Consider the following 14726-nt stretch of genomic DNA (forward strand, 5'->3'; position numbering starts at 1 on the left):
CTGTTCTTCGCATCGTTTGTCCGGTATTCATTATATCCATGGAATCGGACCATGCGAAAATGGCGGTATTGAATAATGGAGTACGCCGCATGCAAGTGAAACACTATCTGTTACCCGTGATCGCCGTGCTGATCTGGGCCATCAATACCATCGTCAGCAAGATGGCCGTGGGCGTGATCGATCCGGCCGCCATCTCGTTCTACCGCTGGCTGCTGGCTGGCGTGCTGCTGGCGCTGGTGTTCGCCCGTCCCGTATGGAAGCAGCGGGCCGTGGTGAAGCCCTACCTTGGCAAACTGTTTGTGCTTGGCATGCTGGGCATGGTCATGTACCAGTGCCTGGCCTACATCGCCGCGCAAACGACGACGGCGACGAACATGGGCATCCTGGCGTCGATGATGCCCTTGCTGGCCGTGGGCCTGTCCGTGCTGCTGCTCGGTGAGGCGCCCACCGTGGGCGGCGTGTTTGGCGGTCTCGTGTCGCTGCTGGGACTGGCCTATCTGCTCAGCCATGGCGATCCTGCCGCCCTGCTGGCCCATGGCGCGGCCGTGGGCGACGCCCTGATGCTGCTGGCGTGCCTGTCATATGCGGGCTATGGCGTGCTGCTCAAGCGCTGGAAGATTCCCCTGAATAACTGGCATTCCTTGCTGATCCAGGTCTGGTGCGCCGTGCCCGTGCTGTTCGTGTATTACCTGAGCCAGTCCGCGCCGCCCGTCACCAGCGCCGGCCTGCCGCTGGTGCTGTTTGCCGGCATTCCCGCGTCCATCCTCGCGCCGTTCCTGTGGATGCATGGCCTGGCCAAGCTGGGGCCGAGCCGCGCGACGACCTTGATGAACTTGCTGCCCGTGTTCACGGTGATCATCGCCATGCTGTTCCTCGGTGAAACCTTGCACAGCTACGATGTGATCGGTGGCGGCGTGACCCTGCTGGGCGTGGTGATGGTGCAGTATCTGAAACGTCCGCTGCGCCGCGCACCGGCATAGTTTTTTTGCTATGCTGGTGTTTTGAGCAAGGAGGCGCCATGCCAAGCATCGATACTCTGTTGAGCGAACTGGAAGCATTTGGTAACAGCAACGATGCGGCGCATGCGGAGCGGGCCAGCCGCATGCTCAATATCACGCGTGACACGGGCGAACTGCTGGCCGTGATGGTGCACGCGCGCGGCGCCCGGCGGGTGCTGGAAATCGGCACGTCGAACGGCTATTCCACCCTGTGGCTGGCGCGCGCCGTGCAGGCGCTGGGCGGCAAGGTGGTGACGGTGGAAAAGGCGCAGGACAAGTTCGACATGGCGCATGCCAACTTTGTACGCGCGCAATTGCAAGGCGTGATCGGCCAGCTGCTGGCGGACGCGGGCGACGTGCTGCGCGATGCGGCCGACGGCGCCTACGATTTCATCTTCCTCGATTCCGCGCGCCAGCAATACGCGCAGTGGTGGCCGCAGCTGGACCGCGCGCTGGCGGCCGGCGGCGTGCTGGTGGTCGACAACGCCAGTTCGCACTACGCGGACATGGCCGGCTTTATCGAAGCCATCCGCGCCGACAGCCGCTACACGACGTGCCTGGCCACCGTCGGCAAGGGCGAATTCATCGCCGTCAAGGCCGGCAACTGATGTTCAGATGTTCTTGTGCCAGTTGGCGCAACAGGGGCAGGGACGCATGGCCGGTATCGGCCTGCCAGGCCAGGCCGATACCGGCCGCCAATTCCTCGCCCTCCACCAATTTTCGGTAGGCCACGCCGTCCAGGCGCAGCGCGCGGAAGGAGTCGGCCAGCAGGGCCATGCCCTTGCCGGCCGCCACGTCGCCGAGCAGCACATGGTGATCGGGCGCTTCACGCCGGAAATGCGGCGCGAAGCCATGGCGGCGAAACACTTGCTGGCAATGGTCGAAGAAGGCGGGCTGGCGCGCCCGTTCGAACCAGTAGACGGATTCCATCGAAATGTCGGCCAGGCTGAGCTTGCGCTTCTTTGCTAGCCGGTGGCCGGTGGGCAGGGCCAGCATCATGGGCTGGCGCGCCAGTGGCTGCACGGCCAGTTCGAACGTGGCGCTGGGTAGCGCGAGCAGGGCCGCATCGAGCTGGCCCTTGCGCACGCTAGCCACCAGGCGCGGCGACGGTGCCGCCGTCAGTTCCAGACGGACATTGCCCAGCAGCCCCTCCAGCGCCGCCAGCAGCGGACGGAACAGGCCGGCCGCCACGGAGCTCGTCAGACCCAAGCGCAGGCGCGCGGGCGCGCTGTCTTGCCGCAGCGACGCTTGCGCCGTGTCCAGCAAATCGAGGATGTGCAGCGCCTGCGGCAGCAGCGTGCGTCCCGCTTGCGTCAAGGCCACGCCCTGCGTGTCGCGCTCGAACAGGCGCGCGCCCAGCTTGTCTTCCAGCCCTTTGATGGCGCGCGACAAGGGCGGCTGGGTCATGTGCAATTGCTCCGCCGCCTGGCGAAAGTTCAGGCAGCGGGCGACGGCGCAAAACAGGGTCAGGGCATTGGTATCGAGGGCTCTCATACCATAAAGGTATCACGAAATCGGGCATTCCCTTGCCAGCCGGCGCGGTCCAGACTGGCCGCATTGACAATGAGGGAGATCAACATGCAACTGCAACAACGACGGATCGGCAATAGCGGCTTGACCAGCTCGGCATTGGGCCTGGGCTGCATGGGCATGTCGGAGTTCTATGGCGCCACGGACGAGGCACAATCCCTGGCGACACTGGAAGCGGCCCTGGTGGCCGGCGTGACCCTGTTCGACACGGCCGACGCCTACGGTTTCGGCCACAACGAGCAATTGCTGGGACGTTTCCTGGCGCGCGAGGCGGGCAGTTATGCGCGCCGCGTCGACAATTCCCCCGCCTACATTCGCCAGGCGTGCGAAGCGTCGCTGGCGCGCCTGGGCGTCGACGCCATCGACCTGTTCTACCTGCACCGCCTGAACCTCGACACGCCACTGGAAGAATCGATGGGGGCGCTGGCGCAACTGCGGCAAGAGGGCAAGATCCGCGCCGTGGGCCTGTGCGAAGTGAGCGCCGCCACCTTGCGGCGCGCGGTGGCCATCTGCCCCGTGGCGGCCGTGCAGAGCGAATACTCGCTGTGGACGCGCGAACCGGAGCAGGGCGTGCTGGCCGCCTGCCGCGACGTGGGCGCGAGTTTCTTTGCCTACAGTCCGCTGGGGCGCGGTTTCCTGACGGGCGCCATCGCCGATGCGGCCAGCCTGGACGCAGATGATTTCCGCCAGTTCAATCCCCGCTTCGCGGCCGATAACCTGGCGCGCAACCAGGCCATCGTCGCCCAGGTCAGGGACATGGCGCGCGCAAAAGGCTGCACGCCGGCCCAGCTGGCGCTGGCCTGGCTGCTGGCGCAAGGCGATGATGTCATTCCCATCCCCGGTACCAAGCGCATCGCGTATTTGCACGACAACCTCGGCGCGCTGGCCGTGCGGCTGGACGGCGCGGAACTGGCGGCGATGAACGCCGCCTTTCCCTTGGGCATGGCGGCCGGTGCGCGCTATACGGAGGAGGGCATGAAGGGCGTGGATGCCTGAAAAAAACGCGCGAGTGTACGCCAGCGTACCAAACTGATACTTTCTCTGCGGGATAATTGCCGGTGATCTGCTAGCATTTGCAGTGACTGCATGGTGTGCGTTGCACTGTGTTCAACGGTCCGGTATCCGATGAGGTGGATGTTGTTAGATGACGATATTTTCGATATAGAACTGAAGTTATTGCTTGAGGGAATACTGCTGCGCTATCAGCACGATTTCCGCGATTATTCCGTGGCGTCGCTGCGCCGGCGCATGCGCCAGGCCATGGAGCGCTTCGGCTGCGCCAGTCTGTCGCAATTGCAGGACCGCATCTTGCACGAGCCGGCCATGTTCGCGCAGATGCTGCAGTTTTTTACGGTGCAAGTGAGCGAGATGTTCCGCGATCCCGCCTACTTCCGCGCCTTGCGCGAAAAAGTTGTGCCCATTCTGCATACCTATCCTTCCATCAAGATCTGGGTGGCGGGCTGCAGCAGCGGCGAAGAGGTATGGTCGCTGGCCATCTTGCTGGAAGAGGAAGGCTTGCTTGAACGCAGCATGATTTACGCGACGGACATCAACGTGGAAGCGCTGGCCGCCGCGGAGGCAGGCATTTATCCGATCGAGCGCATCGCCCAGTTCAGCGAGAATTACCAGTTGGCCGGCGGCAAGCGCTCGCTGTCCGACTATTACACGGCGGCCTACAAGGGCGCCATCTTTGAGCGGCGCTTGCGGCGCCAGTTCGTTTTCGCCGATCACAGCCTGGCGACGGATAGCGTGTTTTCGGAGGTGCACATGGTTTCCTGCCGTAACGTCATGATTTACTTCAATAAAGACTTGCAAGACCGCAGCCTGGGCCTGTTCCACGAAGCACTGGTGAACCGGGGCTTCCTGGGGCTGGGCATGAAGGAAAGCCTGCATTTCAGCCGCCATGCGGCCAGCTTCAACGAGCTGAGCCCGGCTGAACGCATCTTCCAGCGTGCCTGACATGCTGCCAAGCTGCGACGTGGCGCCACCGCCCGCCGGCCTGCGCCTGATCGCCATCGGCGCCTCGGCCGGCGGCGTGGAAGCGCTGGGCATCGTGCTGCGCGCCTTGCCCGCTGCCTGCCGCGCCACCGTGGTGGTGGTGCTGCACCTGGCGCCGGGCCGTTCCAGCCAGTTGCCGCATCTGTATGCGGAACGTTGCCAGCTGCCCTTGCGCGAGGCGCAGGACAAGGAACCACTGCAAGCCGGCACCGTGTATTTCGCCCCGCCCGATTACCACCTGCAAGTGGAACCCGATGGCTGCTTTTCCCTGTCGCAGGAAGCGCCCGTGTATTTTTCGCGCCCCTCCATCGACGTCCTGCTGGAAACGGCGGCCCTGGCCTATCGGCGCGCCATGCTGGCCATCATCCTGACGGGCGCCTCGGCCGATGGCGCGGCGGGCCTGGCGCGCGTGCGGCAACTGGGTGGCAGTGCCTGGGTGCAAGACCCGCAGCGGGCCAGTTGTGGCATCATGCCGGCGGCCGCGCTCAAGCGGGCCGGCGCCGACCGCGTGCTCGATTTGCCGCAGATGGCTGCCAGCCTGGCATTGCTCGGCGATGGCGAACACAAGTGAATGGAAATAGTGCAGTGCGTGTAATATATGTGAGAATTGAAACAATGTTTATGTCCATATCGAAACACGATGGCATCTTGCCGTTGCGATGCCTGAAGATGACCCCGTGACCGCACCTATCCATATCCTCGTCGTTGACGACATCGCGCAAAACCTGGTCGCCGCCGAAGCCGTGCTGGCACGGCCCGGTATTGTCATCCTGAAGGCAAGCTCGGGCGCGCAAGCGCTGGAATTGCTGTTGACGCATGACGTGGCGCTGGCCCTGATCGACGTGCAAATGCCGCAGATGGATGGCTTTGAACTGGCCGAGCTGATACGCGGCAGCGAGCGCACGCGCAGCATTCCCCTGATTTTCCTCACGGCCGCGTCACGCGAACCGAGCTACAGCTTCCGTGGCTACGAGGCGGGCGCCGTCGATTTTCTGTACAAGCCCATCGACGTGAAAGCCTTGCAAAGCAAGGTGGCCGTGCTGGTCCAGTTGTACCAGCAAAAACGCGAATTGTCGGCCCAGCTCGACGAGCTCAAGCATGCATTGCACCTGAATGAACTGTTCACGGCCGTGCTGGGCCACGACTTGCGCACGCCCTTGTCGGTGGTGATGAATGGCGCCATGCTGTTGCCGATGATGAGCGACCACCCGAAGGTGGTCGTCACGGCGCAGCGCATCGAAAGCAGCGCCAAGCGCATGGCGCGCATGGTCGACCAGTTGCTGGACCTGGCGCGCATCCGTTCCGGCACGATGGAGTTGCGCAGCAGCACGCACGACTACCTGGCGCTGGCGCGCGCCATCGTCGACGAGTTCGAGACGGCCGGCCAGGCCGCCCTTGTCGAGGTCAGCAGCGTGGGCGAGCTGCACGGGCTCTGCGATGCGGGCCTGTTGTCGCAAGTCATCTCGAATCTGTTAAGCAATGCCCTCACGCATGGCGAGCAGGGCGCGCCGGTGCAACTGGCCCTGGACGGACGCGACGCGGACAGCATTCAATTGCGCATCGCCAATCGCGGCGTCATCCCCGCCGCCTTGCTGCCGACCCTGTTCGAACCGTTCCAGCAGGCGGGCGAGAAGCGCAAGACGGGGCAGGGCCTGGGGCTGGGCCTGTACACGGTCAACATGTTCGTCAAGGCCCACGGTGGCACGGTCGAGCTCACTTCGACGGCTGCGCAGGGCACGCTGGCGACCGTGCGCATCCCGCGCCAGTGCCAGGTGCGCGTGCAAGCGGGACTGGCCACATGAGCGCGCCAGCCTGGCCGCGCGGCGGCGGCAACATGGGCGAACTGGTGCGCCAGCGCGACTGGTCTTCCACCAGCCTGGGCCCGCTCGATGGCTGGCCCGCCCATTTGCGCACCAGCGTCGACATCGTGCTCCATTCGCCGATGGCGATGGTGCTGATGTGGGGCCCGCAGCACGTGATGATTTACAACGACGACTACATCCACATCGCCGGGGCGCGCCATCCGGCGGCGCTGGGCGATACGGTGCCGGCCGTCTGGCCCGAAATCTGGGACTGGAACGCGCGCATCCTCGACGCGGGGTTGCGCGGCGAGACGCAGGTGCACCGCGAATGCTGTTTGCCGCTGTTGCGCGACGGCCAGCGCGCGGACGTCTGTTTCGACCTGTATTACACGCCCGTGCATGGCGCTGACGGCCAGATCGATGGCGTGCTGTGCACGGCGCTGGAATTGACGGCGCGCATGGAAGAGGGGCGCCAGCTGAAGCTGGCCACGGCCGAGCTGGGCGAACTCAACACTACTTTGCAGGCCGAGGGCGAGGCCGTGCGCGCGGCCAACCGCCGCCTGGGCGAGGAGCGCGCGCTGCTGCGCGCCCTGTTCCAGCAGGCGCCCAGCTTCATGGCCCTGCTGCGCGGACCGCAGCACGTGTTCGAACTGGCGAATGAGCATTATCTGCGCCTGGTGGGGCACCGCGATTTGCTGGGCAAGACAGTCGAAGTGGCGTTGCCCGAAGTCAAGGCGCAAGGTTTCATCGAACTGCTCGACCAGGTCTACCGCACGGGCGAACCTTACGAGGGGCGCCAGGTCAAAGTGGATTTGCAGACGGCGGATGGGCAGACGGGGCAGCGCCAGATCGATTTCGTCTACCAGCCCATCAAGGATGACGAGGGCGCGGTCACGGGTATCCTCGTCGAAGGCATCGACGTCACCGAGCGCATGGAAGGCGAGGAACGCTTGCGCCTGGCCCAGCAGGCCGGTGGCATCGGGACCTTCGAATGGTTCCCCGAGACGGGCGCGATGCTCGTGTCGCCCACCTTCCGCCGCCTGTGGGGCATTGCCGACGAGGAAGAAGTGACGGAACGCCTGCTGGTGAGCCTGGTTGATGCGCGCGACCAGCAAAAGGTCGGGCCCAGCAAGCTTGCTGTGGCGCCCAATCCCCTTGAATACGTGGAATACCGCATCCGCCGCCCTGCCGATGGCGCGCTGCGCTGGATCGCGCGCCAGGGCGAGGTGGTGGCAGGTCGCGTGCCGGGCCAGCGCCGCTACGTGGGCGTGTCGTTCGACGTGACGGAGCGGCGCCAGATCGAGGATGAACTGAACGCCAGCCAGGAGCGCATGGCCGCCATTTTCGGCCAGGCGTCGGTGGGCTTGTCCGAGCTGGGCCTTGATGGCAGTTTTCAGCGGGTTAACGGCGCCCTGTGCTGCATGCTGGGCCGTTCCGCCGAAGAACTGCTGAGCCTGAACATGAATGACATCATGCATCCGGCGGACGTGCCTGGTAACAGCGTGCTGTTCCAGCGCCTGGTGGAAACGGGCGAGTCGTTCTCGCTGGAAAAGCGCTACCTGAAACCCGATGGTTCGCAAGTGTGGGTGTCGAGCAATGTCAGCCGCCTGGTCGATGAGCAAGGTCATACGCGTTCCTTGATCGCCGTCAAGACGGACATCACGGACCGGCGCCGCGTGGAAAAAGCGCTGCATGAATTGAACGAAACGCTCGAACACCGGGTCGAACAGGAAGTCAACGAGCGCACCAAGGCGGAAGACGCCTTGCGCCAGGCGCAAAAGATGGAAGCCGTGGGGCAGCTGACAGGGGGGATCGCGCACGATTTTAATAATGTGCTGCAAATCATTTCCGGTAATTTGCATTTGTTGCATCATTTGGCGGGCACGGATGGCTTGATGCGCCAGCGCCTGGACACGGCGATTGCCGCCGTCGAGCGGGGCGCCAAACTGTCGTCGCATTTGCTGGCGTTTGCGCGGCGCCAGCCCTTGAAACCCGTGGTGGCAGATCTGGCGCGCGTGGTGCGCAACATGGATGCCTTGTTGCGGCGCGCCCTGGGCGAAGCGATCGACATCGTGCTGGTGGGCGGCGGCGGACTGTGGAATACCCTGGTCGACCGCAGCCAGATCGAGAACGTCATCCTCAACCTGGCCATCAATGCGCGCGACGCCATGGATGGCGCGGGCAAGCTGACCATCGAGCTGGGCAATGTCGTGCTCGATGAACAGTATGTGCACAACCTGGTCGACGTGCCGGCCGGCCAGTACGTGATGCTGTCAGTGACGGACACGGGCCGCGGCATGAGCGGCGCCGTCCTGCAGCGCGCGTTCGAGCCGTTTTTCACGACGAAGCCGGAAGGCGCGGGCACGGGCCTGGGTTTGTCGATGGCGTACGGCTTCGTCACGCAAAGCCGCGGTCATATCCGCATTTACAGTGAACCTGGCGTGGGCACGGGAGTCAAAATCTATTTGCCCCGCTCCCTGATGGCGGAAGCGGATGAGGAACTGGAATTGAGCGGCGTCGTCACGGGTGGCACGGAAACGGTGCTGGTGGTGGAAGACGACGTCGGTGTGCGCACCACCGTGGTTGACATGCTCGGGGCGCTGGGCTACCAGGTGCTCAAGGCCGAGGATGGTGAAAGCGCGCTGGCCGTGCTGCACAGCGGCGCGCAGATCGATTTGCTGTTTACAGATGTGATCATGCCCGGTCCCGTCAGCAGCACGGAGATGGCGCTGCAGGCGCGCCAATTGCAGCCCGATATCGCCGTGCTGTTTACGTCGGGCTACGCGCAGGATGTCATCGTGCACGAGGGCAGGCTCGACGCGGGAGTGGAATTGCTCAGCAAACCCTACCGGCGCGAAGAGCTGGCGCGCAAGCTGCGCCATGTGCTGGCCAATCGCCAGCAGCAAATGCGTGCGCGCCAGTTTGAGCGGTCCGGCGCGCCGGTGGCCGGCATTCAGGCGGACGGCAGCACGGCGTCCAGCGTGCTGGGCGGCGGCACGCCGGGGCTGGACTTGACGGGCCATGCGCCAACACCGCAGGGTGACATGCCGACATCGATGAAAATACTCGTGGTGGAAGATAATCTCGATTCCCAGCTGATGGTGTGCGAACTGGTGGGCATGCTGGGCCACACGGTCAGCGGCGTGTCCGATGGCGAGGCGGCGTGGGAATTGCTCAACGAGCAAGACTTCGATATCCTGTTTACGGATGTCAGCCTGCCCGGCATGTCCGGCATCGCGCTGGCACGCATGGTGTTGCGCGACAAACCGGACATGCGCATCATCTTTTCCACTGGCTATGGCAAGGAATCGATGGATGAGCTGGGCTTTTCCGCCAGCGTCTTGCGCAAGCCTTATGATTTGATGGAGTTGCAAGCGGCACTCGACCAACCCTGACGGGCACGCGCCGGCATGGCTTGCCCGTCTCACCCGCAGAGGTAAGGCATGACCCCTGAACTGACGATGCTGGCCTGTACTTTGGTGCTGGCGCTGGTGCAAATCCTGCTGGCCGCGCTATTTCGCACGCGCGAAACGGGCACGGCCTATAACGTGAGCGCGCGCGACGGCGACGGCCCGCCCGTGGGCAAGGTCACGGCCCGCTTGCGGCGGGCCCAGGCAAACCTGTTCGAAACCTTGCCGCTGTTCGCCGCCGCCGTGCTGATCGCCCACGTGACGGCGCAGGAAAGCGCGCTCACCCTGTATGGCGCCGCCCTGTACCTGGCCGCGCGCGTGCTGTATTTACCCCTGTACGCGTTTGGCGTGCCCGTCGTGCGCACGCTCGTCTGGTGCGTGTCGATTGCCGGCTTGTTGATGCTGTTCTGGGCCATCCTGTTTACTTCTTGAAGTCCTACACGGGCTGTGGCAGCCGTCCTATGGCGGCGCGCCAGGCCCGGCCGTAAAGTAACTGCAGCCAGGCGCAAGGGCGCCGGCATGGCGCTTTTACTTTTGGGATGGCAATCATGCAGGCTACTGCGAACCAATCCGGCAAGTCCGGCAAGCACATACAGCGTCTGCTGCGCACGGTCTTTGGCGTGATGCGGCTGCGCGCGGGCCAGCAAGACGTCATCGACAGCGTGCTGGCCGGGCGCGACACTCTGGCCATCATGCCCACCGGCAGCGGCAAGTCGCTGTGCTACCAGTTGCCCGCCGCGCTATTGCCGGGCGCCACTTTGGTCGTGTCGCCGCTGATTTCGCTGATGAAAGATCAGCTGGAAAAGCTGCATGAACTGGGTATCACGGCCGTGCAGCTCAACAGCAGCCTGTCGCGCGCCGAAGAGGACGAGGCCATCGCCCGCATCAGCCAGGGTGGCAGGCTCATCATCTTTTGCACGCCGGAACGCCTGGCCAGCGCCGATTTTCTGTCCCTGCTGGCCAGTGCGCCGCCCAGCCTGGTCGTCATCGATGAAGCCCATTGCATTTCCCAGTGGGGCCACGACTTCCGTCCCGCCTACCTCGACATCGCGTCCGCCCTGCGCGCGCTGGGCCGTCCGCCCGTGCTGGCGCTGACGGCCACGGCCACCGCAGAAGTGATAGACGATATCGACGCGCAGCTGGAAGCGCGCAAGCTGCAGGTCATCAATACGGGCATCTACCGCGCCAATTTGCGCTACCGCGTGATCCAGGTCACGAATGCCGCAGAAAAACAGGACGAAGTCTTGCGCCTGCTGCGCGAGACGGCCGGCGTGGGCATCGTGTATGCGGCCACCGTGAAGGCCGTCGAGGATCTGGCGGCGCGGCTGGCGGAGCTGGGCGAGAGCGTCACGTGCTACCACGGCAAGCTGGCGGCGCGCGAGCGCAAGCACAACCAGGACTTGTTCATGAATGGCGAACGCCGCATCATGGTCGCCACCAACGCCTTCGGCATGGGCATCGACAAGCCCGACACGCGCTTCGTCATCCACTTGCAGGTGCCGGCCAACCTGGAAGCGTATTACCAGGAATCGGGCCGGGCAGGGCGCGACGGCTTGCCCGCCGACTGCACCTTGCTGTATTTCCAGGAAGACAAGCGGGTGCAGCAATTCTTTCTGGCCAAGCACTATCCCACGGCGGAAGAACTGGCGGCCATCGTGGCGGCCGCGCAAACATTGCCAGCCACGTTTGCGTTCGCTGCGCTGGCGTCCAGCTTGCCCGAGTTTTCCGACGGCCACTTGAAGGTCTGCCTGAAATTGTTAAAAGACGGCAAGCTGCTGCGCCAGGATCGCAAGCTGGGCTACCGCTTGACAGCGCCGTCGTCCGCCACGCCTTCGTATGCGCAACTGGCGCAGATCTACGTCGACAAGCAGGAGCGCGACAAACAGGCGCTCGAGCAGATGGTGGCATATGCGCAAAGCGGCCTGTGCCGCTGGAAACTGCTGCTCGATTACTTTGGCGATGCGGACGATTTTGAGCGCTGCTGCACCTGCGACAATTGCTTGTCGCCGCCCGCGCTGGCCGCGCCCATCTCCCTCGACGAGTTCCCTCCAGCGCCTGCTGAAGCGCCGCCGCCCGCGCCAGCGCCCCAGATCGCCGTCGGCAGCCGCGTGCGCGTACCGCGCTACCAGATCGGCACCGTGCTGTCGGTGGCGGGCGACCAGGTCACCATTGCCTTTCCGGAAAACACCACGCGCACCTTCATGGCGGAGTTCGTTGTGCCCGCATGAAACCATGGTGCGCTGCCGAACAGTGATTTGGCGCAAGCGCGCTAGAATCAGCCCATTCCAACGCGCTTTTTTTAACGCAGGGGGCAGGGCATGGCAGACATGGTGGTGGTACGCAAGGAGGGCTTGTACTGTGTGCCGGGTCAGTTTTACATTGACCCGTGGCGCCCCGTCGAGCGCGCCATCATCACGCATGCGCACGCCGACCATGCGAGAGTTGGCCACCGGCATTACCTGTGCGCCGCGCCCGGCGAGCAAGTGCTGCGCGCGCGTCTGGGCGCCGTGTCCATCCAGGGCCTCGCGTATGGCGAGACCATCGACCATCACGGCGTGCGCGTGTCGCTGCATCCGGCCGGCCACGTGCTGGGTTCGGCCCAGGTGCGCATGGAAGTGGGCGGCGAAGTGTGGGTGGCGTCGGGCGACTACAAGCTGCAGCCGGACCCCACGTGCGTACCGTTCGAGCCCGTGCGCTGCGATACTTTTATTACGGAATCGACCTTCGGCCTGCCCATCTACCGCTGGCAGGCGCCGCAGGAAATCAATGATGACATCAACCAGTGGTGGCGCAGGAATGCGGCCGAAGGGCGCACCAGTGTGCTGTTCTGCTATGCCTTCGGCAAGGCGCAGCGCATCCTGGCCGGGCTCGATCCTTCCATCGGCCCCATCATCTGCCATGGCGCGGCGCAGGCCTTGACGCAGGTCTACCGCGAATCGGGCGTGGCCTTGCCCGCCACCGTGATGGTGAGCGACGTGACGGACAAGGCGGCCCTGAAGACGGCGATGGTGATCGCGCCGCCGTCGGCCGCCGGCTCGCCGTGGATGAAGCGCTTCGGCGACTACAGCGATGCGTTCGCCAGCGGCTGGATGCTGCTGCGCGGCGCGCGACGGCGGCGTGGCGTGGACCGGGGTTTTGTTCTGTCCGACCATGCCGACTGGCCCGGCCTGATGCAAGCGATCACGGCCACGCAGGCTGAACGCATCATCGTCACGCATGGCTCGATTCCCGTGATGGTGCGCTGGCTGCAGCAGAACGGCTGGCAGGCGGGCGGCTTTGAGACGGAATATGGCGACGACGAGGCGGAAGACGGCGTAGTGGCACAGCAGGAGGCAGCGCCCCATGCGTGACTTTGCCCGGCTGTACGCGGAACTCGACGAGACCACGTCCACCAGCCGCAAGCTGGCGGCCCTGCAAGCCTATTTCCGCTGTGTTTCGCCCGAGAATGCGGCCTGGGCCGTGTACTTCCTGGCCGGCGGCAAGCCGCGCCAGGCCGTGCCCACCAAGTTGCTGCGCGAGTATGCGACCGAGCGCGCGGGCCTCGATGCCTGGCTGTTCGACGAGGCCTACCACGCCGTGGGCGACCTGGCCGAAACCATCGCCCTGATCCTGCCCGCGCCAGCCAAACGCAGCGACGTCGGCCTGGCCGAGTGGGTCGAGCAGCGCATCGCGCCGTTGCGCGGCGCGCCGCCCGACACCATCCGCGCCGACTTGCTGGCCTACTGGGACGAGCTGGAAACGCGCGAACGTTTTTTGTTGATCAAACTGATCGGCGGCGGCTTTCGCGTGGGCGTCTCCAAACTGCTGGTGACGCGCGCGCTGGCCTCCATTGCCGCCGTCGACAGCAAGCTGATCGCCCAGCGCCTGATGGGCTGGACTGATGGCAAGGTCAGCCCCACGGGCGCGGGTTTTCTCAAACTGATCGCCGCGCAGTCCGATGGCGAACATGCGCTGCGCGGCGGCCAGCCATATCCGTTTTTCCTCGCCCATCCCTTGCAGGCGGGGCCGGAGAACTTGGGCGACGTCGGCGGCTGGCTGGCCGAATGGAAATATGACGGCATGCGTGCCCAGCTGCTGCGCCGCGAAGGCGTGAACTGGCTGTGGTCGCGCGGCGAGGAATTGATCACGGAGCGCTTTCCCGAACTGGCGCAGCTGACTTTGCCCGAAGGCACCGTGCTCGATGGCGAAATCCTTGTCTGGCAGCCGGGCGACGTGCCGGCACCCTTTGCCGATTTGCAACAGCGCATGGGCCGCAAGAGCGTCTCGCCCAAGTTGCTGGCTGAATTGCCGGCCGTGCTCGTGGCCTACGATGTGCTGGAACTCGATGGCGTGGACGTGCGCCAGCTGCCCCAGATCGAGCGGCGCGCATTGCTGGAAACGGTGGTGGCCGGCGTGGCTTCTCCCGCGCTGCGTTTGTCGCCGCGCATAGCGGCGGCAAGCTGGGAGGCGCTGGCCGCCATCCGCAGCGAATCGCGGGCGCGCGGCGTGGAAGGCTTGATGCTCAAGGCTAGGTCGGCCGCGTATGGCGTGGGCCGCACGAAAGACGTGGGCACCTGGTGGAAGTGGAAGATCGACCCGTATGCCGTCGACGCCGTGCTGATCTACGCCCAGGCGGGCCACGGCCGGCGCGCGTCGCTGTACACGGATTACACGTTCGCCGTGTGGGATGACGTAGCGGAAGGCGAGCAGGGGGAACGTAAGCTGGTGCCGTTCGCCAAGGCGTATTCGGGCTTGACGGATGCGGAAATCGGGCAAGTCGATGCCGCCATCCGCAAGACGACGATAGAAAAATTCGGCCCCGTGCGTAGCGTCAAGCCGACGATGGTGTTCGAGATCGGCTTCGAAGGCATCGCCGCGTCCAGCCGCCACAAGGCGGGCATCGCCGTGCGCTTTCCCCGCATTCTGCGCCGGCGTGACGACAAGGCCATCGCCGATGCGGACACCCTGGCCACCCTGAAGGCCATGCTGGCGCAAAACACATGAGCAAG

General features: G+C 64.7%; 12 protein-coding genes. 11 read left to right on the forward strand and 1 reads right to left on the reverse strand.

Annotated elements, in window-relative coordinates:
- Nucleotides 1–89: 89 nt before the first annotated feature.
- Both ACPJXG_RS06815 and ACPJXG_RS06820 read left to right on the forward strand, forming a co-directional pair.
- Complete coding sequence (locus ACPJXG_RS06815; RefSeq protein ID WP_425253767.1) at nucleotides 90–980, forward strand: DMT family transporter; 891 nt, start codon at nucleotides 90–92, stop codon at nucleotides 978–980.
- A 38-nt stretch (nucleotides 981–1018) separates the two neighbouring features.
- Nucleotides 1019–1606, forward strand: coding sequence for an O-methyltransferase (locus tag ACPJXG_RS06820; protein WP_425253768.1), 588 nt, complete (start codon nucleotides 1019–1021; stop codon nucleotides 1604–1606).
- Here the strand turns inward: ACPJXG_RS06820 and ACPJXG_RS06825 are convergent.
- On the reverse strand, nucleotides 1590–2492 hold the full coding sequence (locus ACPJXG_RS06825; protein WP_425253769.1) for a LysR family transcriptional regulator: 903 nt from the start codon (nucleotides 2490–2492) through the stop codon (nucleotides 1590–1592). The genes ACPJXG_RS06820 and ACPJXG_RS06825 overlap by 17 nt on opposite strands.
- 84 nt (nucleotides 2493–2576) lie before the next feature.
- Here ACPJXG_RS06825 and ACPJXG_RS06830 point away from each other — a divergent pair, with 84 nt between their 5' ends.
- From ACPJXG_RS06830 to ACPJXG_RS06870, 9 genes are all read left to right on the forward strand, one after another.
- The gene (locus ACPJXG_RS06830; protein WP_425253770.1) at nucleotides 2577–3524 is read left to right on the forward strand and encodes an aldo/keto reductase; all 948 of its coding nucleotides are present in this window, start codon (nucleotides 2577–2579) and stop codon (nucleotides 3522–3524) included.
- A gap of 138 nt (nucleotides 3525–3662) precedes the next feature.
- Entirely contained in the window at nucleotides 3663–4487 is an 825-nt protein-coding gene (locus ACPJXG_RS06835; protein WP_200880276.1) for a CheR family methyltransferase, read from the forward strand.
- Nucleotide 4488: 1 nt separating this feature from the next.
- Nucleotides 4489–5097, forward strand: a complete 609-nt coding sequence (locus ACPJXG_RS06840; RefSeq protein ID WP_176388993.1) for a chemotaxis protein CheB — start codon at nucleotides 4489–4491, stop codon at nucleotides 5095–5097.
- Between the two features lie 106 nt (nucleotides 5098–5203).
- Nucleotides 5204–6328, forward strand: coding sequence for a hybrid sensor histidine kinase/response regulator (locus tag ACPJXG_RS06845; RefSeq protein WP_425253771.1), 1125 nt, complete (start codon nucleotides 5204–5206; stop codon nucleotides 6326–6328).
- Nucleotides 6325–9723 carry a PAS domain S-box protein gene (locus tag ACPJXG_RS06850; RefSeq protein WP_425253772.1) on the forward strand — a complete coding sequence of 1133 codons (3399 nt, stop codon included), beginning with the start codon at nucleotides 6325–6327 and terminating at the stop codon, nucleotides 9721–9723. Before ACPJXG_RS06845 ends, ACPJXG_RS06850 begins: the two co-directional genes overlap by 4 nt.
- A gap of 48 nt (nucleotides 9724–9771) precedes the next feature.
- Nucleotides 9772–10170 carry an MAPEG family protein gene (locus ACPJXG_RS06855; protein WP_425253773.1) on the forward strand — a complete coding sequence of 133 codons (399 nt, stop codon included), beginning with the start codon at nucleotides 9772–9774 and terminating at the stop codon, nucleotides 10168–10170.
- Nucleotides 10171–10286: 116 nt separating this feature from the next.
- On the forward strand, nucleotides 10287–11966 hold the full coding sequence (locus ACPJXG_RS06860; protein ID WP_425253774.1) for a RecQ family ATP-dependent DNA helicase: 1680 nt from the start codon (nucleotides 10287–10289) through the stop codon (nucleotides 11964–11966).
- A 90-nt stretch (nucleotides 11967–12056) separates the two neighbouring features.
- The gene (locus tag ACPJXG_RS06865) at nucleotides 12057–13088 is read left to right on the forward strand and encodes a ligase-associated DNA damage response exonuclease (RefSeq protein ID WP_035821091.1); all 1032 of its coding nucleotides are present in this window, start codon (nucleotides 12057–12059) and stop codon (nucleotides 13086–13088) included.
- A complete protein-coding gene (locus ACPJXG_RS06870; protein WP_425253775.1) occupies nucleotides 13081–14721 on the forward strand; it encodes an ATP-dependent DNA ligase in 1641 nt (546 codons plus the stop codon). Before ACPJXG_RS06865 ends, ACPJXG_RS06870 begins: the two co-directional genes overlap by 8 nt.
- Nucleotides 14722–14726 lie beyond the last annotated feature (5 nt).

This window comes from Janthinobacterium sp. NFX145 (assembly GCF_049810325.1).
GTDB classification, from domain to species: Bacteria; Pseudomonadota; Gammaproteobacteria; order Burkholderiales; family Burkholderiaceae_D; genus Janthinobacterium; species Janthinobacterium rivuli.